This window comes from Paraburkholderia sp. 31.1, assembly GCF_014397645.1.
In the GTDB taxonomy this organism is placed as follows: Bacteria; Pseudomonadota; Gammaproteobacteria; order Burkholderiales; family Burkholderiaceae; genus Paraburkholderia; species Paraburkholderia tuberum.
Window position 1 is genome coordinate 18,552 of record NZ_VZQN01000031.1, and the last position, 22,809, is coordinate 41,360.

Below are 22,809 nucleotides of genomic sequence, written 5' to 3' on the forward strand. Positions count from 1 at the left end.
TGCGGCGCGGCGCTATGCGTGCTGGCTGAGAAAACGCGCACGGCCCCGTTATGGGGCCGTGCGTCGTTGCTTCGCTGACGGTGAATCCGCGCGGCTCGCGAGGGCGCCTCAGATTGCCTGCGGCGTCGGCACCTTGGCCGGGCGATTGATGCGCAGCACGATCACCGCGGCGATCAGACACAAGCCGCCGGAAATCATCGATGCGACCGTGTAGGTGCCAAGACTCGCGCGCAGCATGCCCGCGCCGAGCGCCGCGAACGCCGCGCCGAGCTGGTGGCCCGCGACCACCCAGCCGAACACGATCGGCGCCGATTCCTTGCCGTAGACGTCGGTCGCAAGACGCACGGTCGGCGGCACGGTGGCGATCCAGTCGAGACCGTAGAACACCGCGAACAGCGGCAGTCCGAAAAAGTCGATGCCGAACGCGTGCGGCAGATACATCAGCGACAGCCCCCGCAGCCCGTAATACCAGAACAGCAGCACGCGGCTATTGAAGCGGTCCGACAGCCAGCCCGACATCGTCGTGCCGAACAGGTCAAACACGCCCATCGCCGCGAGCAACGACGCGCCCTGCACTTCGGTCATCCCGTAGTCGCCGCACATTGCGATCAGATGGGTGCCGACATAGCCATTGGTGCTCGCGCCGCAAATGAAGAAGCTGAAGAACAGCAGCCAGAAGTCGCGCGTTTTGCTCGCCGACGCGAGCGTGCCGAATGCGATCGCGAGCGGATTCTGCCTGGTGACGGTCGTCGTGATGGGCGCGTCATGGGGTTCGCCGTACGGGCGCAGCTGCATGCTGGCCGGATGCTCGGGCAGCAGGAACGCGACGAGCGGAATCACGACGGCCGCCGCGAGCGCGACGACCCACACGACCTGACGCCAGCCGTAATGCTCGGCGATGGCCGCGAGCAGCGGCAGAAACACCAGCTGGCCGGTCGCCGAGCTGGCGGTCAGGATACCCATCACGAGACCGCGGCGCGTCGTGAACCAGCGCGTCACGACCGTCGCCGACAGCGACAGCGCCGCTACCCCGGTCGAGCCGCCGACCATCACGCCCCAGATCAGCACCATTTGCCACGGATGCGTCATCAGCGACGACAGCGCGACACCCGCGGCCATCGTGCCGAGCGCGCTCAGCAGCGTGGGGCGCACACCGAAGCGCTGCATCGCGGCGGCCGCGAACGGCCCCATCAACCCGTACAGCGCGATGTTCACCGAGATCGCGAGCGAAATCGTCGCGCGGCTCCAGCCGAATTGGTGCTCGAGCGGCACCATCATCACGCTCGGTGTCGCTCGCGTACCCGCCGCCGCGAGCAACACCAGGAACACCACGGCGACGGTCAACCAGCCGTAGTGGAAACGCCCGCCTATCAGTCGCGCAGCCCAGTTCATCGATTCTCCCATCGACGCGGCCCGGGTGGCGGCGTCGTTCGTATTTACGGCCTCGGTGAATGACTTGTGACAGATTGGTCACAATTGTGTTGCGATCTTAGTTACTGGTCGGTAACATGTCAAGGCGTCAATCTCATTCGGGTGACTTGCCATGTCCGACAGCGAAACCCCCAAGCCCGCCCCTACTCGTGCGCGGCGCGCGCGCGGCGCACAGACCGCCGGGCCGCAGGCGCAGCTGCATCTGCTGCGCGCGGCCAGCGAGTTGTTCTATCGCGAGGGCGTGCGCACGGTCGGCGTCGATGCGGTGGTCGAGCGCGCGGGCGTGAACAAGATGAGTCTGTACCGGCAGTTTTCGTCGAAGGACCAGCTCGTGATGGCGTATCTGGAGCAGAAGGACGAGCAGTTCTTCCGCTACGTCGAGAAGAGCTTCGCGAAGCATCCGGGCGAGCCGGCGAAGCAGCTTCAGCAGTATTTCGACGACCTCGCGGTGCGCGCCTCGGTCGACGATTACCGCGGCTGCCCGTTCGTGAACGTGTCGGTGGAGTTTTCGGATACCGCGCATCCGGCGCGGCAGTTCGTGTTCCGCAACAAGCGGCGCTTGATGGCGCGCCTCGTCGAACTGTCGACAGCGGCCGGCGCCGGCGATCCGCAAGCGCTGGCCGATGGGCTCGGTCTGCTGATCGAGGGCGTGTACGCGGCGAGCCAGACTTACGGGCCGGGCTGCGGGCCGATCCTCGCCGCGCCGAAAGTCGCCGCGCAGTTGATAGCGGCCGCTTGCGCGGAGAAGCCGGTTCGCTGAGCCAGTCCGTCAGCTGGGTCCTTTAGAATTGCGCGTTTTCCCGTCACATCCATCCGCCATGCCGTTGCCCGCCGAATCCCACGCTGCCGTTATCGCCGCGACCCGTCATTGGCTGACGGAGGCCGTGATCGGCCTGAACCTGTGTCCGTTCGCGAAGGCCGTGCATGTGAAGGGGCAGATTCGCTATGCGCTCAGCGAAGCAGACACGCTCGAAGCGGTGCTGACCGACCTGGAAGCCGAGCTGCAGACCCTCGTCGCCGCCGACCCCGCCGCCATCGACACGACGTTGCTGATCCTGCCGCGCGCGTTCGAGGACTTTCCCGGCTTCAACGACTGCCTGTTCTTCGCCGACCGGCTGGTCCAGCAACTGCGGCTCGAAGGCGTCATCCAGATCGCGAGCTTTCATCCGCATTACCAGTTCGAAGGCAGCGAGCCCGACGATATCGAAAACTACACGAACCGGGCGCCTTATCCGATCCTGCATCTGCTGCGCGAGGACAGCATCGAGCGGGCCGTGCAGGCCTTTCCCGACGCGGAAGAGATCTACGAGCGCAATCAGGAAACGCTGCGGCGCATTGGCCTCGCCGGCTGGGATGCGTTGATGAAGCGCTAAGTGAAGCGCCAGGTCGCGCCTCAGGCCGGCACGAAAAATCGCTCCTTCAGCGTATCGAGCCCGAGCGCGTCCAGCACTTCGCCGAGCCGCTCAGCGGGCCGGCGCCGCGGCAGGTCCTTGTACTGCGCGATGATCAACTCGTTTTTCATCGAGTGTTCCCAGCCGACCAACTCGGTCACGCTGACCTGATAACCATGCGCTTCGAGCTGCAGGCAGCGCAGCACGTTCGTGATCTGGCTGCCGAATTCGCGCGTGTGCAGCGGATGCCGCCAGATTTCCGTCAGCGCGGTCTTCAGAGCCTTGCCCTTGTTCTGCCGCAGCACGCCGGCTACCTCGGCCTGGCAGCACGGCACGACGACGATGTACTTCGCGTGCTTTTCGAGTGCGAAACGGATCGCGTCGTCGGTGGCGGTATTGCACGCGTGCAGCGCGGTCACGATGTCGATTTCGGCGGGCAGCCGCGTCGACGTGATCGACTCCGCCACCGACAGATTCAGAAACGACATCCCCTTGAAGCCGAGCCGAGCCGCCAGCTCTTCGGACTTCGTCACCAGCTCTTCGCGCGTTTCAATGCCGTAAATGTGCGAAGCCCCACCAGCGACGTCCTGAAACTCCTTGAAAAACAGGTCATACAGGATAAAACCGAGGTATGACTTGCCCGCGCCGTGATCGACGAGCGTCAGCGCCCCCTGCTGGTCCTTCAGGTCCTTGAGTAGCGGCTCGATGAACTGGAACAGATGGTAGACCTGCTTCAGCTTGCGACGGCTGTCCTGATTCATCTTGCCGTCGCGCGTGAGGATGTGGAGCTCTTTGAGCAGTTCGACGGACTGGTTGGGACGGATTTCGTGGGTTTTGCCGGACATCGTATGGGCCGCCATCAATTGCAGTGCGAACGTGCGACAGATGACGGAAAAAGAGAAAGGTTGCTGCCAGTTTACCCAAAGTGCGGCAATCCCAGCGAGTACGCCGTCCGGATCACGCGAGACAGGCGGTCCACCGGGAACACTTCCTGCTCGAAAGGCGCTGCGCGGAAGTGTCTCGAGAATGGCCGAAAACAGCTTGAGCGCCGGCTGAGCCTGCGGGTGCAAGCCGCGTCGCCGAAAACAGGAAGCTGTCCGGCCGTGCAACCGGACACGCGAACCGGATGCATTTGGGGAGAGCGGTCCCGCAACAAGGGGCGAACGTTACGTAACCAGCAGCGGCCGGCTTTGCAACGGGTCGCGCGCTCGGATGATCACAGAAGAGGCGGCAATGGATACGGTACCCAACGGAAATGTCGAACAGAAGTTTCAGGAAATGATGGCGAAGCTCACCGCCGCGCCGGCATGGTCGGAGAAACAGCAACTCGAACTGGAGATGGCTCGCGACATCTCCACGGAAATGCTGCGGCTCGCCGAGGTCATGCGTGACGGCAACGTCGACCTCGAGACCTGCCTGACGATGCTCAAGTACGCCAAGGTGCTCGACTTCGTGATGACGACGCTCGCGTCGCGACGCGACATCAAGCCGCAGACGTTGCGGGTGATCTTCAAGCTCGCCGGGCTGAAGGTCGATGAGGCGTATCCGGGTTAGCGCGTCGGCATGCTGGTTAGATTGGCTTGGTATCGCGTTTCTCGTGTCACCACAAGACTGCTGCAACACGCCCGCACGCGGCCGGCTGGATGCCGCTCGCGACGCGGGCTTCCACACTCCCCTTCCACGGGTGTCTCAAGCGTGCCGCGCCTCGACTGGCGGCGTTCCCTCATGAAATAGCGTCTTCAGCTGCTCGCGCAGCTCCGGCGAATCCGCGTGCTTGTGAACGCTGACGGCATGCTGGACCGCGGCTTCGAGCAGTTCGCCGTCGCTGTCGGCGGATAGCGCGACAGTGCAGTTCGTTTCGCTCGGAAACTCGCGACAGTCGATATATTTGCGGGTCATGGCAATCTCCTTGAACCAGACGATCGACTCTTCCATCGATGCATCAGGCGCTTCGCGTCGGCTGCCGGCGCGCGGCAGTGAAGCGCGCCGCAGCGGCTGCGTCGCAAGCGACGTGATGGGGGATTGACGCGAGGAACGACGCGAACGGCGTCCGATGGAAGATGTTTGAAAAGTATAGGTCGCGTGCGGCGCGGGCCAAGCGGTGAATGCGATGCGCAACGGCCGGGAGAAAGACTGAATCCAGTATTTTCCGGTCTGGGGCGATCGAGCCCGGTCGCCTGGCGAATAGCCGCCTATTTGCCAGTACCGAGCACAGTTCGACAGAGTTTGTCGGCGTTTGCCGCGGGCCGCGCGCGGTGTGACAATAGCGCCCTTCGCGCCGCATATCCGTTCGGTCACCGCGGCGCACCGCCTTTTTTCCCCGTTGATCCGCTGAACCGCATGTCATTCTCGCTCGATTCCGCCCGCGTCGCCGTGATCGGCGGCGGCCCCGCCGGCCTGATGGCCGCCGAGACGCTTGCCGGGCGCGGCGTGCAAGTCCACGTATATGACGCGATGCCGTCGGTCGGCCGCAAATTCCTGATGGCGGGCAAAGGCGGCATGAACATCACGCATTCGGAAGCCCTCGCACCGTTTCTCGAGCGCTACGGCTCGCGCCGCGAGCGCATCGCGCCGTTACTCGACGCGTTCGGTCCCGACGCGCTGCGCACATGGTTGCGCGAGTTGGGCGTCGAGACGTTCGTCGGCAGTTCGGGGCGCGTATTTCCGTCCGACATGAAGGCCGCGCCGATGCTGCGCGCGTGGCTGCATCGGCTGCGCGAAGCGGGTGTGCAGTTTCATATGCGTCACAAGTGGAGCGGCTGGGCGTCAACATCCGAAGACGGTGCCGCCCACGCGTTGCGCTTCGACACGCCCAACGGTGAGCAGACGATCAGCTGCGACGCGGTCGTGTTCGCGCTCGGCGGCGCCAGTTGGCCGCGTCTCGGCTCCGACGCCGCGTGGGTGCCGCTGATGACGTCGCGCGACGTGCCGGTGACGCCGCTGCGTCCCGCGAACTGCGGCTTCGACGCGGACTGGAGCCCGTATCTGCGCGAGCGTTTCGCGGGTCAGCCGATCAAGACGGTCGCGATTTCCGTCACCGGTGTAGACGGAAAAGTCCACAATCGACAAGGTGAAATACTTTTGACCGAAACGGGCCTCGAAGGGAGCCTGATTTACGCGTTGTCGGCGCCGATCCGCGAGCGGATTCTCGCCGGCGGCGAGGTCACGATCGCGCTGGATCTCGCGCCCGGCTTGCCGCTCGAGCGAATCGTGGAGGAAGTGACGCGGCCGCGCGGCTCACGCTCGATCGCGAGTCATCTGCACGGGCGAATCGGAATCGGCGGGGTCAAGCTGGCGTTGCTGCACGAGATTCTGTCGAAAGAAGCCTTCGCCGATGCACGCGGCCTCGCCCACGCGATCAAGGCGCTGCCGATGCGACTGCTGCGCGCGCGACCGATCGAGGAAGCGATCAGTACCGCGGGCGGAATCTCGTTCGAGGCGTTGGACGCGCATCTGATGATCGACCGGATGCCCGGCGCATTCTGCGCGGGCGAAATGCTCGATTGGGAGGCGCCGACCGGTGGTTATCTGCTGACCGCCTGCTTTGCCAGCGGGCTGGTCGCTGGCCGGGGCGCGTGCGCGTATCTGGAAGCGCACGGCACGTCGGCGTGACGCGCGCAGTCGACGTCACCGCGCCTTGAGCCGCCACAACGACGTGACCTCGGCCGCTCGCGCAACATACAACGGATCGTTCTGATCGCTGGCCTTCGGATGCCGTGGACGAATGTCCTCGCGTCCCACGACACTGAGCCCCGCGTGCTCGATCGCCGCGAGCAGCCACTCGCGCGTCCGCAGTCCAAGGTGCTCGGCGAAATCCGAAATGATCAGCCAGCCCTCGCCGCCCGGCGTCAGATGATCGGCGAGGCCGTTCAGGAAGCCGACCAGCATGCGGCTGTCCGGATCGTAGACCGCGTATTCGAGCGGCGACGCGGGCCGCGCCGGCACCCACGGCGGATTGCAGACGACGAGCGGTGCCCGACCGTCCGGAAACAGATCGGCCTGTACGATCTCGACCTGCTCGGCGCAACCAAGACGCGCGAGATTTTCACGAGCACACGCAAGCGCGCGCGCATCCTGGTCCGTCGCGACGATCTTGCGCACGCCGCGTTTGGCCAGCAGCGCGGCCAGCACGCCAGTGCCGGTGCCGATATCGAACGCGAGGTCCAGCGACGGCAGCGGCGTGCGCGCGACCAGATCGACGTACTCGCCGCGCACCGGTGAGAACACACCGTAGTGCGGATGGATGCGCTCGCCGAGCGCCGTAATCTCGACGCCCTTCTTGCGCCATTCGTGCGCGCCGATCAAACCGAGCAACTCGCGCAACGACACGACCGACGCGTCACCGCTCGCCGGTCCATAAGCTTCGATGCAGGCCTGCCGCACGTCGGGCGCGCGACGCAGCGGAATGACGTAGTCGGCATCGAGCGGAATCAGGATCATGCCGAGCGTGCGCGCGCGCTGCGACTGCGCCTGCCGATGCTGGTTGAACGCGTCGAGCGGTGTGGCTCCCTGCTTGCGCGGCTTGCGTTCGAGCCGGCGCGTGACGGCCTGCAGCAGTTGGCGCGCGTTCTGGAAGTCGCCGCGCCACAGCAGCGCGGTGCCTTCGCAGGCGAGGCGGTAGGCCGAATCGGCGGTGGTGCGGTCGTCGGCGACGACGACGCGCTTCGGCGGCGGCACGGCCGCTTCGGAACGCCAGCGTGCGGTGCGCGGGCCGTCGGCTTCTGGCCAGGTGAGAGTTGCGGGGCTGGTCATGGTGCAATGGAGTCGATGTGACGTCGCCCGCGACGTGGACCGCGGTAGCGGACCGGAATGTCCGGCGGCTGCCCGCCATCCCGGGCGACGCCCGAATAGTAACGTACCGCCGCCGTGCGGATTCGCGGCGCGGCATGAATGGGTGACGGTGATGAGGTGAGTCTAGACGCACCGAAAGTAGACAATCATGTCTACAATCGACAAGGTGAAAGAGATATCGTGGTTTTTGAGCCATCGCGCGGCTCACCTCACGCTGCCCTCGCACGTTTTGACGTGCGTGAAACCCTCGTCGCAAGCAAGCCTGGCCAAAGCTTCGGTGATCGGCATCAGCAACGATCCGGGCAATTTCCACCGAAAAAAGAAAAACCCCGCCAAAGCGTGTGCTTCGACGGGGTTTTCTAGCATTTCCAGTTACTGCTGATAAAGCAATCTGGTGCCGGCTGCAGGACTCGAACCCGCCACCTCATGATTACAAGTCAAGCGCTCTACCTGATGAGCTAAGCCGGCGTGAGGCCGTGATTCTACTTCATTTCACGATCTTAAGGCGAGCCCTTCCGCCGCCTTTCGAGCCATCGTCGTCGGGCTGCGGTTTGTCGTCGGCGTCGGTGGCCTCGGCAGGGTCGGCGGGGGCGGTTTCGACGGCGCGCGGAGCCGCCGGCGTGTCAGCTTCGTCCGCGGCATCCGCGCCCGAATCCTGAGCCTCGCCGCCCGCCGATTCGACTGGGAACGCCATACCCTGGCCGTTCTCGCGCGCGTAGATCGCAAGAATATTGGCGACCGGCACTTCGATCTTGTGGGACTTGCCGGAGAAGCGCGCGTTGAACTCGATCCACTCGTTGCCCATCTGCAGCTGGCTGGTCGCCTCGAAGCTGATGTTCAACACGATCTCGTTGTCGCGCACGAACTGACGTGGCACGCGCGTCTGATTGTCGACGCGGACCGCGATATGCGGTGTGTAGCCGTTATCCGTGCACCACTCGTAGAGCGCGCGCAACAGATAAGGCTTCGTGGAAATCTCTTGCATCAACAGTCCTCTTGCGGGCGCGGTCGCGCATCGAAGCGATGCGACGTCCGCGCTCCAAAGCCAAACTCAACGACGCATCACCTTTTCCGACGGCGTCAGCGCTTCGATATAAGCCGGGCGGCTGAAAATGCGCTCGGCGTACTTCATCAGCGGCGCGGCGTTCTTCGACAGCTCGATACCGTAGTGGTCAAGGCGCCAAAGCAGCGGTGCGATCGCGACGTCGAGCATCGAGAACTCTTCGCCGAGCATGTACTTGTTCTTCAGGAAGATCGGCGCGAGCTGCGTCAGGCGATCGCGGATCGCGAGGCGCGCCTTCTCGTGATTCTTCTCCGCTGCCTTGCCCTTCTCGTTTTCGAGCGTGCCGACGTGGACGAACAGCTCTTTCTCGAAGTTGAGCAGGAACAGGCGGGCACGCGCGCGCTGGACCGGATCGGCCGGCATCAGCTGCGGGTGCGGGAAGCGCTCGTCGATGTACTCGTTGATGATGTTCGATTCGTACAGAATCAGGTCCCGTTCGACGAGAATCGGCACCTGACCATACGGATTCATCACGGCGATGTCTTCCGGCTTGTTGAACAGGTCGACGTCGCGGATCTCGAAGTCCATGCCCTTTTCGAACAACACCAGCCGGCAACGCTGGGAGAACGGGCAAGTAGTGCCGGAATACAGAACCATCATGTTTACGTTTCCTCAAAAAGCTGAAGGGCCAGCGCGCGGAAAAACCGTTCAGCAGGTTTTTCCTGGCGCCGGCCCCACGCCATGTAGCGGCGTGATTATTTGATATGTTTCCAGTACGCGGCGTTCAGTCGCCAGGCGAAAAAGCTCAGGATACCGAGGAACAACAGCACCCACACGCCAAGTTGCCTGCGGGTTTGCTGCGTCGGTTCGGACATCCATGACAGGTACGACACGAGGTCGGCCACAGCAGAATCATAATCTACCGGCGACATCGTCCCCGGAGTCAGTTGCTGGAAGCCGAGGAATTTGTGTACTTTTTCGCCGGTTCTTTCGTCGGTTTCGTCGCCGAATTTCGCCGCACGCTGCCCCTGAAGCTGCCACAGCACGTGAGGCATGCTCACGTTTTGGTACACCAGATTGTTCCAGCCGGTCGGCCGCGTATCGTCGCGGTAAAAACTCCGCAGATACGTGTAAAGCCAGTCCGTGCCGCGCGCCCGCGCCTCCACCGACAGATCCGGCGGCGTCGCCCCAAACCACGCTTTCGCGTCCTCCGGGCGCATCGCCACGGTCATCGTGTTGCCGACCTTGTCGGTGGTGAACAGCAGGTTCGCCTGGATTTCGTTCGGCGTGATGCCGAGATCGGTCAGGCGGTTGTAGCGCATCAGGTTCGCGCTGTGGCAATTCAGGCAGTAGTTTACAAACAATTGCGCGCCGCGCTGCAAAGAAGCGAAATTGTTCGTGTTGTCCGGCGCGCGATCGAGCGGGAAATTCTCGTCCGCGTGAACCGGAGCGGCCAACAGCGCAAGCATGGTCGCGCCGACCAGCGCGCACATCGAAAGCAGTTTTTTCATCTTCATGTGCTCCTGGCTCGCGATTAGTGAGGCTTGAACCGCACCCGCTCGGGCGGCTGCTTGAACTTGCCAAGCCGGGTCCAGAAGGGCATGCCGAGGAAAAACGCGAAGTAGATCAGCGCGCAGATCTGGGCGATCAGCGTCGCGGCCGGCGATGGCGGCCGCGTGCCGAGGAAGCCGAGCGTCAGGAACGCAATCACGAAGATCCCGAAGAAAACCTTGTGGAAGAACGGCCGGTAGCGAATAGACCTGACCGGCGACCGGTCGAGCCACGGCAGGAAGAACAGCGAAATCACCGCGCTGCCCATCACCACGACGCCCCAGAACTTCGATTCGGTGAACACCATCGCGACGATCACCAGCACCGCAAGCACCGGCAGGCCGAGCTTCCACTTGCCGCGCGCGCGCACGAGCGCCAGCAATCCGAGTAGCGCGATGACGATCATCAGCACGATCTTGAATGGATCGGTAGTGGCGCGCAGCATCGCATAAAAGGCGGTGAAGTACCACACAGGCGCAATTTCCGGCGGCGTCTGCAGCGGATTCGCGGGGATGAAGTTGTTGGCTTCAAGGAAGTACCCACCCATTTCCGGCGCGAAGAAGATGATCGCCGCGAAGATCAGCAGGAAGATCGTTACGCCCATGAAGTCGTGCACCGAGTAGTACGGGTGGAACGGAATGCCGTCGAGCGGCACGCCATCCGGGCCCTTCTTCGCCTTGATCTCGATGCCGTCCGGGTTGTTCGAGCCGACTTCGTGCAGCGCGACGAGGTGCGCGATCACGAGGCCGATCAGCACCAGCGGAATCGCGATCACGTGGAACGCGAAGAAGCGGTTCAGCGTGACGTCGGACACGACGTAGTCGCCGCGAATCCACAGCGACAGATCCGGCCCGATGAACGGAATCGCCGAGAACAGGTTCACGATCACCTGCGCGCCCCAGAACGACATCTGCCCCCACGGCAGCAGATAGCCGAAGAATGCCTCGGCCATCAGGCTCAGGAAGATCAGGCAGCCGAAAATCCACACGAGCTCGCGCGGCTTGCGGTACGAGCCGTACATGAGCCCGCGGAACATGTGCAGATACACGACGACGAAAAACATCGACGCACCCGTCGAGTGCATGTAGCGGATCAGCCAGCCCCACGGCACCTCGCGCATGATGTACTCGACCGACGAGAACGCGAGCGTCGCGTCGGGCTTGTAGTTCATCGTCAGGAAAATGCCGGTGACGATCTGGTTGACCAGCACCAGCAACGCAAGCGAACCGAAGAAGTACCAGAAGTTGAAGTTCTTCGGCGCGTAGTACTCGGAAACGTGCTTCTTCCACGTGGCAGTCATCGGGAAGCGCTGGTCGATCCAACCAGCCAGCCCGGTCGTCTCTACTTCGTGTTCGCTCGCCATTACGCTTCTCCTTTTTCGTCCTTCCCGATCACAAGGGCCGTCGCCGACGTGAACATGAAGCGCGGGATGTCGAGGTTCTGCGGAGCGGGTTTGTTCTTGAAGACGCGGCCGGCCATGTCGTAGGTCGAGCCGTGGCACGGGCACAGGAAGCCGCCGGGCCAGTCGTCGGGGAGATTCGGCTGCGGGCCTTCCTGGAAGCGCGGCGTCGGCGTGCAGCCCAGATGCGTGCAAACGGCGACGGCAACCAGCAGATGCTTGTTCTCGGCGCGTGAACGGAATTCGTTGTTGCAGTAGTCCGGCAGCGGCATCGAAAACGGATTCAGCGAGTGGGGGTCCGCTACCTGGCTGTCGGCTTTTTGAACATCGGCGAGCATGCGGTCCGTGCGGTTGATGATCCACACCGGCTTGCCACGCCAGGCGACCGTCATCATGTCGCCGGGCTTCAGACCACTGATATCGACTTCGACCGGGGCACCTGCGGCCTTGGCCTTTTCGGATGGTGCAAAGGAACTAACAAAGGGTACGACAACGGCAACACCTCCTATGCCGCCTGCTACGGTCGTCGCTACCAGCCAGTTACGGCGGCTGCCATCGACGCGTTCCTCTTCTTTGTCTCGCATCACACGCCCCACTTCTGAGTTGGATTTTTCCTTCACGTCGCGTCTACCGCCGCTAGTTTGCTCGAATGGAGTCGCCATTTACAAGGGCCGATTGCCAAAAACCGTGCGAAGCCCTTGATAACTCAGGGTTTGTCCGTACCGATCGCAAACTTTTTCGCACCTCCTTTTAAGTGCCTTCTGCGGTATTCCTGCTTTGTTCTTCGTTAATGCAATTCGCAATTCAAACGGGATTGGGGATATCGATAAACAGATGTTCGATATCGAACGATTCGGACAGATGCTTGCCCACCGCCTGCACGCCGAAGCGCTCGGTCGCGTGGTGGCCAGCCGCCAGAAACGCGACGCCGCTTTCCGCCGCCGTATGCATCACCGACTCCGATACCTCGCCGGTCACGTAGACGTCGACACCCGCGTTGATCGCCGCGTCGAACATCCCTTGCGCGGCGCCCGTGCACCAGCCGACGCGGCGCAGCTCCATATCCGGATCGCCGAACACGAGCGGCGTGCGGCCCAGTGTCTGCGCGATTTCCGCGGTGAGGTGCGACAGCGTGATCGACATCGGCAGCGTGGCGAGCCAGCCGAGATCGTTGTCGCCGAAACGCGCGTCGCTGATCCAGCCCATCTTCTCGCCGATCTGCGCGTTGTTGCCGAACTCGGGATGATCGTCGAGCGGCAGATGGTAGGCGAACAGGTTCAGGTCGTTGGCGAGCAGCAGCTTCAAACGAGCATGTTTGCGGCCGGTGATCTGCGGTGCCTCGTTGCGCCAGAAGTAGCCGTGATGGACCAGCACGGCGTCCGCGCCCCAGTCGAGCGCGGCCTTCAGGAAGGCCACCGACGCGGTCACGCCGGTCGCGAGCTTGTTGATCCGGCGGCGTCCTTCGACCTGCAATCCGTTCGGGCAATAGTCCTTGAAGCGCGCGGTTTCAAGGAGATTGTTCAAGTACAATTCAAGTTCAATCCGATCCATATAGACCTCTAGTCTTCAGATGCTTAGACGCTTCTGGCTGTTATTTGCCCAAGCGGTGACGGTGCTGTTGGCGCTGATGTTCATCATTGCGACCCTCAAACCGCAGTGGCTGCAGCGTCAAGGACAATTCGGCAGACAACTCGCCGAACCGATCGTCGCGCTACGGGAAGTGGCGCCGGGCATCGGCACTGGCCATGCCGAAACGTCCTATGCCGAAGCGGCGCAAAAGGCCATGCCCGCGGTCGTCAACGTGTTCTCCAGCAAGGATGGCTCGCTGCCTCCCGACCCGCGCGCCAAAGACCCGCTGTTCCGCTACTTCTTCGGCGACAGGAACAATCGCAAGCAGCAGGAGCAGCCTGCCTCGAATCTCGGCTCAGGCGTGATAGTGAGTTCGGAAGGTTACATTCTAACGAACCAGCACGTCGTCGACGGCGCCGATCAGATCGAAATCGCGCTCGCCGATGGCCGCACCGCCAGCGCGAAGGTCATCGGCATCGACCCCGAAACCGATCTGGCCGTGCTCAAGGTCAATATGACCGATCTGCCCACCATCACGCTCGGCCGGATGGACCAGACCCGCGTCGGCGACGTCGTGCTCGCGATCGGCAATCCGTTCGGCGTCGGGCAGACCGTAACGATGGGCATCGTCAGCGCGCTCGGCCGCAACCATCTCGGCATCAATACGTTCGAAAACTTCATCCAGACCGACGCCCCGATCAACCCCGGCAACTCGGGCGGTGCGCTCGTCGACGTGAACGGCAACCTGCTCGGCATCAACACCGCCATCTACTCGCGCTCGGGCGGCTCGCTCGGCATCGGCTTCGCGATTCCGGTGTCGACCGCGCGCAGCGTACTCGAGAGCATCATTACGACCGGCACGGTCACGCGCGGCTGGATCGGCGTCGAACCGCAGGACGTCACGCCGGAAATCGCGGAGTCGTTCGGGCTCGATCAGAAGTCGGGCGCTATTGTCGCGGGCGTGCTGAAAAGCGGCCCGGCCGACCGCGCGGGCATCAAGCCCGGCGACATCCTGACGAGCGTAAACGGCCAGGCGATCACCGATACCACGCGTCTGTTGAACGTGATCGCGCAGATCAAGCCCGGTACGGCGGCGAAAGTGCATCTGGTGCGCAAAGGTCATCAGATCGATCTCGACGTGAAGATCGGCAAACGCCCGCCGCCGCCGAAACAGACGGAAGACGACAACGGCGGCGGCGATCAGCCGGATGACGAAGGCGGTTGAAGTAATGCCGCGATTCCACGCAATGAATAAGGGCAGTCCGCAATGAACTGCCCTTATTCATTTGACACCCGGCACTGACTCGCGGCACTTCAACTAGACGGCGGCGGACTCGCATCCTCCACGACCACCGGCTGCTTGCCGACGATCAACCGCGCCGCGACGATGCCAGCTTCGTACAGCAGAATCAGCGGAACCGCGAGGATCAGCTGCGAAAACACGTCCGGCGGCGTTACGACGGCCGACACCACGAACGCGCCGACGATCACATACGGCCGGATCTCCTTCAGCTTCTTCAGCTTCACCACGTTCATCCGCACCAGCAGCACGACGACGATCGGTACCTCGAACGTGACGCCGAACGCGATGAACATCGTCAGCACGAAGCTCAGGTAATTGTTGATATCGGTTGTCATCTCCGCGCCGAGCGGCGCATTGTAGTGCGCCATCACGCGGAAGATGGTCGGAAACACGACGAAGTACGCGAACGCCATGCCGCACAGGAACAGCGTGTAGCTGCTCGCGACGAGCGGCGCGACAAGCTTCTTCTCGTGCTGATAGAGCCCAGGCGCGACGAACGCCCAGATCTGGTACAGCACGACCGGCAGCGCGATCACGAAGGCGACCAGCATCGTCACCTTCATCGGCACGAAGAACGAGCCGGTGACGTCGGTGACGATCATCTTGCCGTCCTTCGGCAGATTCATCATCAGCGGACGGGCGAGCAGTTTGAAGATGTCCGGCGCCCAGTACACGAGCCCGATGAACACGACGACGACGGCGAGCCCCGCACGGATGATGCGGTCACGCAGTTCGACGAGGTGGGAAATGAAGGTCTCTTCAGTGCCTTCGTTCTGGGATTGCTGGGGGTCGCTCACACCGGCCCTCGGTTGGGGATTGTCGATCTGAACATCAGAAAAACCGCGTCGGACGACGCAGGTTGGCAGGTGTGTGCCGCGCAACGCGCGCGGCGCCCGACTGCACGCGCGTGCGCCGCAGGCTCGCTCGCTTGTACCAGGTGGGCGTGGCGCTCTGCTGGACGCGCCAGGTCTTGCGTTTGGGCGCGGCGGCCGGCGTACTGACGGGCCACGAGGTGGCACCCGCGCTGCCGCTGGCTCCGCTGCCGGCGTCTTCGAGTGCGCCGCCGGCGATGCTCGGCGATACCGACGTACCGCTATTCCATGCTTCGTTCAGTTCATTCTCGTGCTTGCGCAGATTGTCCTGAACTGCCGTTTCGACATTGCTCGCGGCCTTCTCGAACTCGGTCTTCATGCGCCGCAATTCGTCGAGCTCGATTTCGCGCGTGACTTCGGCCTTAACGTCGTTGATGTACCGCTGTGCGCGGCCGAACAGCGCGCCGGCCGTGCGAGCGACACGCGGCAGGCGCTCAGGCCCGAGGACGACCAGCGCGACGACGCCGATCAGCGCCATCTTGGTTAGACCGAGGTCCAGCATGAAGTGGAATGTCCGTCAGAAACGCGGGAACGGCGCGAAGGCCGCGGCTTAGCGGTAATCGCTCGATTGCTGCGTCTTTTCCTTCGCTTCGACGTCCACCGCGCCGTTGCGCGGCAGCTCGCGCTGCTGCTGTTGCGCGTCGGCCGACGACGAATCGGCTTCCTTCATGCCTTCCTTGAAGCCCTTCACGGCGCCGCCCAGATCGCTGCCGATGTTGCGCAGCTTCTTCGTGCCGAACACGAGCGCGACGATCAACAGAACGATCAACCAATGCCAAATACTCAACGAACCCATGACTACTCTCCTTAACCCCGGCGCCGCATCTTGATGCGGCCAATTTGCATAACCTGAAGCGCGTGCGCTTCGTCTCGATATATCTCTACGTTACATCAGGCTGCACCGCCTCGCTCGCAATGCGGCCATCTTCGCCTGTCATTATGGCCACACGATCGCGTCGACGTTATTACACAGCGGTAAAAACAACGAAGGCGCTATTGTCCTCGACCAAAACTCGCGGCGGTGCGCACTTGCCACGCAGCGCGCATGACGCGTGAACCGGCGCTCAGCCCATGCGTTGCCAAGGACGCGGTCCCGCGAGAATGTGCGCGTGCAGGTGATACACCTCCTGACCACCGCCCGGACCGGTATTGATTACCGTGCGAAAGCCCGTTTCGCCGCCGTTATAGGCGACCCCCAATTGTTCGGCCAGTCGCGCGGCCAGGACAAGCATTCTACCAAGCAGAGGCGCGTCGCTTTCCGTGCAGTTCGACAGCGTTGCAATGTGCTTGCGAGGAATCACCAGCACATGCGTTTCGGCCGCCGGACGGATGTCGCGGAAGGCGACGAACTCGTCGTCTTCGTGGACCCTGGTCGACGGGATTTCGCCAGCGGCAATCTTGCAGAAAAGGCAGTTCGGATCGTGACTCATCGTATTCCTGACGCGGTATGACTTGGGCGAGCGAAGCCGCCCGCGCCGAGGTTCGATCCGAAAGCCGGCCCGCCCATACGGACCGGCTAGCGTTCAGACCCAACTGGCCGGATTCGCGAACGACTTGTTATCGTACAGATACAGCCAGCCTTTGATAATACGGTACAACATCCATATGCTGACTGCCCACAGCACCGGAATGCCAATCACGACGAGCAGCAGCAACGCGCCGATCGCGTAACCGACGAGGCCCAGCCAGAACGTGCGGATCTGCCATTCGAAGTGCGCTTCGTACGGCGTGCCGGCCACGTCCGACCGTTTGACGTAGTTGATGATGATCGCGACCAGAATGGTGAGCCCGCCGGTCAGCCAGTGGACCGCATACAGCGCGTACAGCACGTGCGTGAGCGTGCGCAGGCTGCGCTCGCGCTCAGGCTCCATCGCGTGGCGGTAGACCGGCGGCGGATAGCTTCCCTGCGGCTGTTCCATGCTTGCGTCCTCCCGGAGGTGCGGTTACCGCTATATTGGTGCCGGCGCGCGCGACTTCAAGCGGAAACACCAGATTTCCGCTCCGGCTGCTCAGTCGCCGTTTTCCTCGCGCTCGCGGCTCTTGCGCAGCGCCTTTTCCTCGATGCCCGACAGGCCTTCGCGACGCTCGAGTTCGGCGATCACGTCGGCGGGGCTCAGATCGAAATGCGACAGCATCACGAGGCAGTGGAACCACAGGTCCGCAACCTCGCCGACCAGCGCCTTCGGTGCGCCGCCCTGGCGCACGTCCTTCGCGGCCAGCACGACTTCGGTGGCTTCTTCGCCGATCTTTTTCAGCACCGCGTCGTCGCCCTTGTGGAACAGGCGCGATACATACGAGATGTCCGGATCGTCGCCCTTGCGGCTGTCGATCACCGCCGCGAGGCGCAGCAGCGTGTCGAGCGTGGAAGCCGTGGCGGGCGACGGGTTTTGCGTGGATTGCGTCATTTGTAGATGTGTTCGGGGTCTTTCAGCACGGGATCGACGGCCTGCCAGTCGCCATCGTCCACCGAGCCTTCGAATTTCTGGAAAAAGCACGAGTGGCGGCCGGTATGGCACGCGATGCCCGATACCTGCTCGACTTTCAGCAGCACGACGTCTTCGTCGCAATCGAGTCGCACTTCATGCACATGCTGCACGTGGCCCGACTCCTCACCCTTGAACCACAGGCGCTGGCGCGAGCGCGAGAAATACACCGCGCGGCCGGTCTCGACGGTCTTCGCGAGGGCCTCGCGGTTCATCCATGCGAACATCAGCACGTCGTTCGTCGACGCTTCCTGCGCAATCACCGGCACGAGGCCGTTCGCGTCCCACTTGACCTTGTCGAGCCAGTTCACTGCCGAAGGATTCGTCACGTCACAACCTCACCGAAATGCCCTGATCGGCCATGAAGCGCTTGGCCTCGCCGACCGTGTGTTCGCCATAGTGGAAGATGCTCGCGGCAAGCACCGCGTCCGCGTGACCGCTCTTGATGCCGTCGGCGAGATGCTGCAGATTGCCGACGCCGCCCGAGGCGATCACTGGCACCGGCACCGCGTCCGACACCGCGCGCGTGAGCGCAAGGTCGAAGCCGCTCCTGGTGCCGTCGCGATCCATGCTGGTCAGCAGGATTTCGCCCGCGCCCAACTCGGCCATCTTGCGCGCCCATTCGACCGCATCGAGACCGGTGGCCTTGCGGCCGCCGTGCGTGAACACTTCCCAGCGCGGCGTTTCGCCGTCGGCCGACACGCGCTTCGCATCGATCGCGACGACGATGCACTGCGAGCCGTATTTGTCGGTCGCGTCCTTCACGAGTTGCGGATTCGCTACCGCCGACGAGTTCATGCTGATCTTGTCTGCGCCCGCGTTCAGCAGGCGCCGCACGTCTTCGACCGCGCGCACGCCGCCGCCGACCGTCAGCGGAATGAACACCTGCGAAGCGACCGCCTCGATGATCGGCAGAATCAGGTCGCGCTGATCCGAGGTCGCGGTGATGTCGAGGAACGTCAGTTCGTCGGCGCCCTGATCGTCGTAACGGCGCGCGATTTCGACCGGGTCGCCCGCGTCGCGCAGTTCGACGAAGTTGACGCCCTTGACCACGCGGCCCGCGGTGACGTCGAGACAGGGGATGATGCGTTTAGCTAGAGCCATGATCGTGCAATTCTGCCAATACCGCTGATGAGGCCGCTCGCTTGCGGGCAAGCGGCACGGTGCCGGCGCGAGCGGTTGCGTCGCGCCGCGAGTGAGGTGCCGGCCGGAAGCTGGCGAGGTTCCGGGCGCTTGATCGTGCGACGCGCGTTACAGGCAAGCCATCGTTCGAACGAGCGCCGCAAGCCGACACGAGCGCAACGCCGGCGGCCCGCGCAACCTGCCCAGCACGCGCAGCCGACGCCGTGCTTAAGCGTCGTCCGCTTCGCGCAGCTTGTCCGCGAGCGTCTGCGCGGCCGCGAAGTCGAGGTCGCCCGAATAGATCGCGCGGCCGCAGATTACGCCCTCGATGCCCTCGCCTTCGACTTCGCACAGCGATTCGATGTCCGCGAGGTTCGACAGACCGCCGCTCGCGATCACCGGAATCTTGACCGCGCGCGCAAGGCGCACCGTCGCTTCGATGTTGATGCCTTGCAGCATGCCGTCACGGCCGATGTCGGTGTAGATGATCGACTCGCAGCCGTAGTCCTCGAACTTGCGCGCGAGGTCGGCCACTTCGTGACCGGTCAGCTTGCTCCAGCCGTCGGTGGCGACCTTGCCGTCTTTCGCGTCGAGGCCGACGATGATGTGACCGCCGAACGCGGTGCACGCGTCCTGCAGAAAGCCGGGGTTCTTCACCGCGGCCGTGCCGATGATCACGTACGACAAACCGTCGTCCAGATAGCGCTCGATCGTGTTCAGGTCGCGGATGCCACCGCCCAACTGAACCGGAATCGCGCCGCCCACTTCATCGATGATCGCCCGGATTGCATCGCCGTTCTTCGGCTTGCCGGCGAACGCGCCATTCAGATCGACGAGATGCAGACGACGCGCGCCGCGGTCGACCCAATGTCGGGCCATTGCCGCCGGTTCCTCGGAGAAAATCGTCGCCTGGTCCATATCGCCCTGTTTGAGGCGTACACACTGACCGTCTTTCAGGTCGATGGCGGGAATCAGCAGCATAGCAATCGGGTGTTATCTGGGAGTGGATTGAAGGTCGGCGGCAGCGGCTGGCGAGTCAGCCCGCCGCAATACCGTCTCGCTAGTTTAGTACAACTCGTTCGGCGCTCCAGTGGGGCGCCGGTCGGATGCGGGACCGCGGCACCGCGCGACGCGCGCGCGGCAACGGGATGAAAAAAGGCGTTCACGGGTTCCAGTGCACGAAGTTGCGATACACGCGCAAACCCGCCTCGGCGCTCTTTTCAGGGTGGAATTGGGTGGCAAAGATGTTATCCCGCGCTACCGCCGAGGTAAAGGGCACGCCGTAGACCGTTTCGCCCGACGTATGCGCCGGGTTGTCCGGAACCACGTAGTAGCTGTGCACGAAGTAGAAGAACGCGTTGTCGACGACACCGTCCCACAGCGGATGCGGCTGCGCCTGACGCACGCGGTTCCAGCCCATCTGCGGGACCTTGAAGCGCGAGCCGTCGTCCTGCACCTGGCCTTCGAGCTCGAAGCGCACCGCCTTGCCGGGCAACAGACCCAGACCCGGCGTGTCGCCCTCGGCGCTCCAGTCGAACAGCATCTGCTCGCCGACGCACACGCCCATCAGCGGCTTGCTGCGCGACGCCTCGACGACCGCTTCCTGCAAACCGGACGCGCCGAGACTGCGCATGCAGTCGGGCATCGCACCCTGGCCCGGCAGCACCACGCGGTCGGCCGAGCGGATCGCTTCCGGACGATCGACGATCGCCACGTCCGCTTCCGGCGCCGCTTTACGCAGTGCCTGGGCAACCGAGCGCAGGTTGCCCATTCCGTAATCCACAATCGCTATCGAAGTTTTCATTTCAAGTTTGGCCGCTCTGCCCTCGATCCATCGATGCCGCCGCGCGGCGTCAAACGACGTGCCGGCAAATGCGGTCCTGCCCGATGAATCGCTTGAAGGTGAGTGGCCTGAAAACGTTGGAGGCGGTGAAACCCGTGTTAAGGCCTGCTACGGCCGTTACGTTAGAGGCTGCCCTTGGTCGACGGAATCTGTCCGGCCGCGCGCTCGTCGAGTTCGACGGCCATGCGCAGCGCACGCCCGAATGCCTTGAACACCGTTTCGAGCTGATGGTGCGCGTTGATGCCGCGCAGGTTGTCGATGTGCAGCGTCACGCCGGCATGGTTCACGAAGCCGCGGAAGAATTCGATCGACAGGTCGACGTCGAACGTGCCGATGCGCGCGCGCGTGAACGGCACGTGAAATTCGAGGCCCGGACGGCCGGAAAAATCGATCACGACGCGCGACAGCGCTTCGTCGAGCGGCACGTAGGAATGGCCGTAGCGGCGGATGCCCTTGCGATCGCCGATCGCCTTCGCGACGGCCTGGCCGAGCGTGATGCCGGTGTCTTCGACCGTGTGATGGTCGTCGATATGCAGGTCGCCATGCGCTTCGATCTCGAGGTCGAACAACCCGTGGCGGGCGATCTGGTCGAGCATGTGGTCCAGGAACGGCACACCGGTGGCCAGCTTCTGCTGGCCGGTGCCGTCCAGGTTGATCTTCACACGGATCTGCGTTTCGCTGGTGTTGCGAACGACTTCCGCAAGGCGCATGGCAATTCCTCGAATCTGGCTTAAAAGCGCTAGTAATGTGGGATGGACAAACTGGCGGGCTGCTCAGTGCAGCCGTTCAACGCAGCGGCTCAGTGCCGCCGCTCGATGCGGCGGGTTACCGCAACACGAGTTTCAGGCCGGCGAGCAACTGGGCGTTCTCGTTCGGCGAACCGACGGTCAAACGCACGCAATTGGCCAGCAATGGATGCATTTTACTCACGTTTTTGATCAGAATCCGCGCCGTTAGCAGGGTTTCGAACAATACCGACGCATCGGGCACCCGCACGAGCAGGAAGTTGCCCGCGCTAGTGAACACTTCGGCGCCCGGCAGCGCGGCCACCGCCTGCGCGAGTTTCTCGCGTTCGTCGCGCAATTGCGCGGCCTGCGCATCGAGCACGCCGATGTGGTCGAGCAGGAAATCAGCGGCGGCCTGCGTCAGCACGTTGGTGTTGTACGGCGGGCGGACCTTGTCGAACTCGGTCAGCCACGCGGGCTTGCCGACCAGGTAACCGAGGCGAATGCCGGCGAGGCCCAGCTTCGACACCGTGCGCATCACGACGACGTTGTCGAACTGGTCGGCGCGCGGCAGCCAGCTCTTCTGCGCGAACGGCTGATACGCCTCGTCGATCACGACGAGGCTCTTGCCCGCCGCGGCGATGACGCGCTCGATTTCGGCGTCATCGAACAGCGTGCCGGTCGGGTTGTTCGGATACGCGAGATAGATGATCGCCGGTTCATGCTCGGCGATCGCCGCGAGCATCGCGTCGGTATCGAGCGTGAAGTCGGCTTTGAGCGGCACGCCGACGAATTCGAGATTCGCCAGCTTCGCCGACATCTGATACATGACGAAGCCCGGCACCGGCGCGAGCACCTTCGCGCCCGGCTTCGCGCACGCGACCGACATGATGCTGATGATTTCATCCGAGCCATTGCCGAGCAGCACGTCGCACCCCGCCGGCACGCCCATCACGTGACGAATGCGCTCGATCAACTGCTCGGGGCGCGGCGCCGGATAACGGTTCAACGCGACGCCGGCCAGACGCTCGCCGAGATGCGCGGCAAGTTCCGGCGGCAGCGGAAACGGGTTTTCCATCGCGTCGAGCTTGATGAAGCCGGTGGCGTCCGGAACCGGATAGCTCGTCATTGCGAGCACGTCGCTGCGGATGATGTCTTGAGGTGTCGTCATAGGTTCGGGGGCCGGGCCGTGCGAAAGACGCCGGGTCGGCGTCGTCAGTGCTCGGCGCTCGGCGCTCGGGTTGGTCTCTGTCGTCGTTATTGAATGGGGCGGGTGGGCTCGAGCCGTCGCTCGAACGGGTGGAAGCCGGAAAACATGGAAGCCGG

Annotated in this window: 28 protein-coding genes and 1 tRNA gene; 6 read left to right on the plus strand and 23 right to left on the minus strand. The window is 63.4% G+C overall.

The window, feature by feature from the left end:
* Positions 1–108: 108 nt before the first annotated feature.
* Positions 109–1,392 (minus strand): MFS transporter, encoded by a 1,284-nt coding sequence (locus F6X37_RS23185; RefSeq protein WP_187612896.1) that lies wholly within the window; start codon positions 1,390–1,392, stop codon positions 109–111.
* A gap of 151 nt (positions 1,393–1,543) precedes the next feature.
* Here F6X37_RS23185 and F6X37_RS23190 point away from each other — a divergent pair, with 151 nt between their 5' ends.
* Both F6X37_RS23190 and F6X37_RS23195 read left to right on the plus strand, forming a co-directional pair.
* Positions 1,544–2,191, plus strand: coding sequence for a TetR/AcrR family transcriptional regulator (locus tag F6X37_RS23190; RefSeq protein ID WP_187612897.1), 648 nt, complete (start codon positions 1,544–1,546; stop codon positions 2,189–2,191).
* Positions 2,192–2,249: 58 nt separating this feature from the next.
* Positions 2,250–2,804: a DUF1415 domain-containing protein gene (locus F6X37_RS23195; protein ID WP_187612898.1), complete on the plus strand. Its 555-nt coding sequence runs from the start codon at positions 2,250–2,252 to the stop codon at positions 2,802–2,804.
* 20 nt (positions 2,805–2,824) lie between these two features.
* Here F6X37_RS23195 and F6X37_RS23200 read toward each other — a convergent pair whose 3' ends face one another.
* Positions 2,825–3,667 (minus strand): class I SAM-dependent methyltransferase, encoded by an 843-nt coding sequence (locus tag F6X37_RS23200; protein WP_090805485.1) that lies wholly within the window; start codon positions 3,665–3,667, stop codon positions 2,825–2,827.
* 388 nt (positions 3,668–4,055) lie between these two features.
* Between F6X37_RS23200 and F6X37_RS23205 the strand changes: the two genes are divergently transcribed.
* On the plus strand, positions 4,056–4,376 hold the full coding sequence (locus F6X37_RS23205) for a DNA-binding protein (protein WP_090802066.1): 321 nt from the start codon (positions 4,056–4,058) through the stop codon (positions 4,374–4,376).
* A gap of 135 nt (positions 4,377–4,511) precedes the next feature.
* On the opposite strand, the gene F6X37_RS23210 is transcribed toward F6X37_RS23205, so the two are convergent.
* Positions 4,512–4,721, minus strand: coding sequence for a DUF1059 domain-containing protein (locus F6X37_RS23210; RefSeq protein ID WP_090805487.1), 210 nt, complete (start codon positions 4,719–4,721; stop codon positions 4,512–4,514).
* A 441-nt stretch (positions 4,722–5,162) separates the two neighbouring features.
* Between F6X37_RS23210 and F6X37_RS23215 the strand changes: the two genes are divergently transcribed.
* Positions 5,163–6,434 (plus strand): TIGR03862 family flavoprotein, encoded by a 1,272-nt coding sequence (locus F6X37_RS23215; RefSeq protein ID WP_187612899.1) that lies wholly within the window; start codon positions 5,163–5,165, stop codon positions 6,432–6,434.
* 15 nt (positions 6,435–6,449) lie between these two features.
* On the opposite strand, the gene F6X37_RS23220 is transcribed toward F6X37_RS23215, so the two are convergent.
* The gene (locus F6X37_RS23220) at positions 6,450–7,574 is read right to left on the minus strand and encodes a methyltransferase (protein ID WP_187612900.1); all 1,125 of its coding nucleotides are present in this window, start codon (positions 7,572–7,574) and stop codon (positions 6,450–6,452) included.
* Positions 7,575–7,761: 187 nt separating this feature from the next.
* On the opposite strand from F6X37_RS23220, the gene F6X37_RS23225 reads away from it, so the two are divergent.
* Positions 7,762–7,995: a hypothetical protein gene (locus tag F6X37_RS23225; protein WP_187612901.1), complete on the plus strand. Its 234-nt coding sequence runs from the start codon at positions 7,762–7,764 to the stop codon at positions 7,993–7,995.
* Positions 7,996–8,005: 10 nt separating this feature from the next.
* Here the strand turns inward: F6X37_RS23225 and F6X37_RS23230 are convergent.
* The 7 genes from F6X37_RS23230 to F6X37_RS23260 all read right to left on the minus strand — a co-directional run bounded on the left by F6X37_RS23230 (position 8,006) and on the right by F6X37_RS23260 (position 13,117).
* A tRNA-Thr gene (locus F6X37_RS23230) sits at positions 8,006–8,081 on the minus strand.
* A gap of 19 nt (positions 8,082–8,100) precedes the next feature.
* On the minus strand, positions 8,101–8,598 hold the full coding sequence (locus tag F6X37_RS23235) for a ClpXP protease specificity-enhancing factor (RefSeq protein WP_187612902.1): 498 nt from the start codon (positions 8,596–8,598) through the stop codon (positions 8,101–8,103).
* Positions 8,599–8,664: 66 nt separating this feature from the next.
* Positions 8,665–9,276 (minus strand): glutathione S-transferase N-terminal domain-containing protein, encoded by a 612-nt coding sequence (locus tag F6X37_RS23240; protein ID WP_006052302.1) that lies wholly within the window; start codon positions 9,274–9,276, stop codon positions 8,665–8,667.
* A 95-nt stretch (positions 9,277–9,371) separates the two neighbouring features.
* Positions 9,372–10,127, minus strand: a complete 756-nt coding sequence (locus F6X37_RS23245) for a cytochrome c1 (RefSeq protein WP_187612903.1) — start codon at positions 10,125–10,127, stop codon at positions 9,372–9,374.
* 23 nt (positions 10,128–10,150) lie between these two features.
* Positions 10,151–11,530, minus strand: a complete 1,380-nt coding sequence (locus tag F6X37_RS23250) for a cytochrome b (RefSeq protein WP_187612904.1) — start codon at positions 11,528–11,530, stop codon at positions 10,151–10,153.
* Positions 11,530–12,150, minus strand: coding sequence for a ubiquinol-cytochrome c reductase iron-sulfur subunit (gene petA / locus F6X37_RS23255; RefSeq protein ID WP_090802072.1), 621 nt, complete (start codon positions 12,148–12,150; stop codon positions 11,530–11,532). The genes F6X37_RS23250 and petA overlap by 1 nt, the downstream gene beginning before the upstream one ends.
* A 220-nt stretch (positions 12,151–12,370) precedes the next feature.
* Positions 12,371–13,117, minus strand: a complete 747-nt coding sequence (locus F6X37_RS23260; RefSeq protein ID WP_187612905.1) for a Nif3-like dinuclear metal center hexameric protein — start codon at positions 13,115–13,117, stop codon at positions 12,371–12,373.
* A 19-nt stretch (positions 13,118–13,136) separates the two neighbouring features.
* On the opposite strand from F6X37_RS23260, the gene F6X37_RS23265 reads away from it, so the two are divergent.
* On the plus strand, positions 13,137–14,360 hold the full coding sequence (locus F6X37_RS23265; RefSeq protein ID WP_187612906.1) for a Do family serine endopeptidase: 1,224 nt from the start codon (positions 13,137–13,139) through the stop codon (positions 14,358–14,360).
* 89 nt (positions 14,361–14,449) lie between these two features.
* Here F6X37_RS23265 and tatC read toward each other — a convergent pair whose 3' ends face one another.
* The 12 genes from tatC to hisC all read right to left on the minus strand — a co-directional run bounded on the left by tatC (position 14,450) and on the right by hisC (position 22,654).
* Complete coding sequence (gene tatC, locus F6X37_RS23270; protein WP_187612907.1) at positions 14,450–15,235, minus strand: twin-arginine translocase subunit TatC; 786 nt, start codon at positions 15,233–15,235, stop codon at positions 14,450–14,452.
* 34 nt (positions 15,236–15,269) lie between these two features.
* Complete coding sequence (gene tatB / locus F6X37_RS23275; protein ID WP_090802078.1) at positions 15,270–15,812, minus strand: Sec-independent protein translocase protein TatB; 543 nt, start codon at positions 15,810–15,812, stop codon at positions 15,270–15,272.
* 48 nt (positions 15,813–15,860) lie between these two features.
* Positions 15,861–16,106 carry a Sec-independent protein translocase subunit TatA gene (gene tatA, locus F6X37_RS23280; RefSeq protein ID WP_090802080.1) on the minus strand — a complete coding sequence of 82 codons (246 nt, stop codon included), beginning with the start codon at positions 16,104–16,106 and terminating at the stop codon, positions 15,861–15,863.
* A 268-nt stretch (positions 16,107–16,374) separates the two neighbouring features.
* A complete protein-coding gene (locus tag F6X37_RS23285; protein ID WP_184035806.1) occupies positions 16,375–16,740 on the minus strand; it encodes a histidine triad nucleotide-binding protein in 366 nt (121 codons plus the stop codon).
* A 93-nt stretch (positions 16,741–16,833) separates the two neighbouring features.
* On the minus strand, positions 16,834–17,229 hold the full coding sequence (locus F6X37_RS23290; protein ID WP_184065591.1) for a DUF4870 family protein: 396 nt from the start codon (positions 17,227–17,229) through the stop codon (positions 16,834–16,836).
* 90 nt (positions 17,230–17,319) lie between these two features.
* On the minus strand, positions 17,320–17,715 hold the full coding sequence (locus F6X37_RS23295; RefSeq protein WP_187612908.1) for a phosphoribosyl-ATP diphosphatase: 396 nt from the start codon (positions 17,713–17,715) through the stop codon (positions 17,320–17,322).
* On the minus strand, positions 17,712–18,122 hold the full coding sequence (gene hisI / locus F6X37_RS23300) for a phosphoribosyl-AMP cyclohydrolase (protein ID WP_090802086.1): 411 nt from the start codon (positions 18,120–18,122) through the stop codon (positions 17,712–17,714). Before hisI ends, F6X37_RS23295 begins: the two co-directional genes overlap by 4 nt.
* A gap of 1 nt (position 18,123) precedes the next feature.
* The gene (hisF, locus tag F6X37_RS23305; RefSeq protein ID WP_090802088.1) at positions 18,124–18,897 is read right to left on the minus strand and encodes an imidazole glycerol phosphate synthase subunit HisF; all 774 of its coding nucleotides are present in this window, start codon (positions 18,895–18,897) and stop codon (positions 18,124–18,126) included.
* A 246-nt stretch (positions 18,898–19,143) separates the two neighbouring features.
* A complete protein-coding gene (hisA, locus tag F6X37_RS23310) occupies positions 19,144–19,896 on the minus strand; it encodes a 1-(5-phosphoribosyl)-5-[(5-phosphoribosylamino)methylideneamino]imidazole-4-carboxamide isomerase (protein ID WP_090802089.1) in 753 nt (250 codons plus the stop codon).
* Positions 19,897–20,077: 181 nt separating this feature from the next.
* Positions 20,078–20,719, minus strand: a complete 642-nt coding sequence (gene hisH, locus F6X37_RS23315) for an imidazole glycerol phosphate synthase subunit HisH (RefSeq protein WP_187612909.1) — start codon at positions 20,717–20,719, stop codon at positions 20,078–20,080.
* Positions 20,720–20,880: 161 nt separating this feature from the next.
* Positions 20,881–21,468, minus strand: coding sequence for an imidazoleglycerol-phosphate dehydratase HisB (gene hisB, locus F6X37_RS23320; protein WP_013090696.1), 588 nt, complete (start codon positions 21,466–21,468; stop codon positions 20,881–20,883).
* A 115-nt stretch (positions 21,469–21,583) separates the two neighbouring features.
* A complete protein-coding gene (hisC, locus tag F6X37_RS23325; RefSeq protein ID WP_187612910.1) occupies positions 21,584–22,654 on the minus strand; it encodes a histidinol-phosphate transaminase in 1,071 nt (356 codons plus the stop codon).
* Positions 22,655–22,809 lie beyond the last annotated feature (155 nt).

Excerpts from the sequence above, each read along its gene's own strand:
- F6X37_RS23195 (WP_187612898.1), top strand. The coding sequence starts at position 2,250 with ATGCCGTTGCCCGCCGAATCCCACGCTGCCGTTATCGCCGCGACCCGT.
- F6X37_RS23215 (WP_187612899.1), top strand. The coding sequence starts at position 5,163 with ATGTCATTCTCGCTCGATTCCGCCCGCGTCGCCGTGATCGGCGGCGGC.
- hisB (WP_013090696.1), bottom strand. The coding sequence starts at position 21,468 with ATGCGCCTTGCGGAAGTCGTTCGCAACACCAGCGAAACGCAGATCCGT.
- F6X37_RS23200 (WP_090805485.1), bottom strand. The coding sequence starts at position 3,667 with ATGTCCGGCAAAACCCACGAAATCCGTCCCAACCAGTCCGTCGAACTG.
- F6X37_RS23225 (WP_187612901.1), top strand. The coding sequence starts at position 7,762 with ATGTCTACAATCGACAAGGTGAAAGAGATATCGTGGTTTTTGAGCCAT.
- tatB (WP_090802078.1), bottom strand. The coding sequence starts at position 15,812 with ATGCTGGACCTCGGTCTAACCAAGATGGCGCTGATCGGCGTCGTCGCG.
- F6X37_RS23240 (WP_006052302.1), bottom strand. The coding sequence starts at position 9,276 with ATGATGGTTCTGTATTCCGGCACTACTTGCCCGTTCTCCCAGCGTTGC.
- F6X37_RS23295 (WP_187612908.1), bottom strand. The coding sequence starts at position 17,715 with ATGACGCAATCCACGCAAAACCCGTCGCCCGCCACGGCTTCCACGCTC.
- hisF (WP_090802088.1), bottom strand. The coding sequence starts at position 18,897 with ATGGCTCTAGCTAAACGCATCATCCCCTGTCTCGACGTCACCGCGGGC.
- petA (WP_090802072.1), bottom strand. The coding sequence starts at position 12,150 with ATGCGAGACAAAGAAGAGGAACGCGTCGATGGCAGCCGCCGTAACTGG.
- F6X37_RS23245 (WP_187612903.1), bottom strand. The coding sequence starts at position 10,127 with ATGAAAAAACTGCTTTCGATGTGCGCGCTGGTCGGCGCGACCATGCTT.
- F6X37_RS23285 (WP_184035806.1), bottom strand. The coding sequence starts at position 16,740 with ATGAGTCACGATCCGAACTGCCTTTTCTGCAAGATTGCCGCTGGCGAA.
- F6X37_RS23235 (WP_187612902.1), bottom strand. The coding sequence starts at position 8,598 with ATGCAAGAGATTTCCACGAAGCCTTATCTGTTGCGCGCGCTCTACGAG.
- F6X37_RS23220 (WP_187612900.1), bottom strand. The coding sequence starts at position 7,574 with ATGACCAGCCCCGCAACTCTCACCTGGCCAGAAGCCGACGGCCCGCGC.
- F6X37_RS23260 (WP_187612905.1), bottom strand. The coding sequence starts at position 13,117 with ATGGATCGGATTGAACTTGAATTGTACTTGAACAATCTCCTTGAAACC.
- hisH (WP_187612909.1), bottom strand. The coding sequence starts at position 20,719 with ATGAAAACTTCGATAGCGATTGTGGATTACGGAATGGGCAACCTGCGC.
- F6X37_RS23290 (WP_184065591.1), bottom strand. The coding sequence starts at position 17,229 with ATGGAACAGCCGCAGGGAAGCTATCCGCCGCCGGTCTACCGCCACGCG.
- F6X37_RS23265 (WP_187612906.1), top strand. The coding sequence starts at position 13,137 with ATGCTTAGACGCTTCTGGCTGTTATTTGCCCAAGCGGTGACGGTGCTG.
- F6X37_RS23250 (WP_187612904.1), bottom strand. The coding sequence starts at position 11,530 with ATGGCGAGCGAACACGAAGTAGAGACGACCGGGCTGGCTGGTTGGATC.
- F6X37_RS23205 (WP_090802066.1), top strand. The coding sequence starts at position 4,056 with ATGGATACGGTACCCAACGGAAATGTCGAACAGAAGTTTCAGGAAATG.
- F6X37_RS23190 (WP_187612897.1), top strand. The coding sequence starts at position 1,544 with ATGTCCGACAGCGAAACCCCCAAGCCCGCCCCTACTCGTGCGCGGCGC.
- hisA (WP_090802089.1), bottom strand. The coding sequence starts at position 19,896 with ATGCTGCTGATTCCCGCCATCGACCTGAAAGACGGTCAGTGTGTACGC.
- F6X37_RS23210 (WP_090805487.1), bottom strand. The coding sequence starts at position 4,721 with ATGACCCGCAAATATATCGACTGTCGCGAGTTTCCGAGCGAAACGAAC.
- hisC (WP_187612910.1), bottom strand. The coding sequence starts at position 22,654 with ATGACGACACCTCAAGACATCATCCGCAGCGACGTGCTCGCAATGACG.
- tatA (WP_090802080.1), bottom strand. The coding sequence starts at position 16,106 with ATGGGTTCGTTGAGTATTTGGCATTGGTTGATCGTTCTGTTGATCGTC.
- F6X37_RS23185 (WP_187612896.1), bottom strand. The coding sequence starts at position 1,392 with ATGAACTGGGCTGCGCGACTGATAGGCGGGCGTTTCCACTACGGCTGG.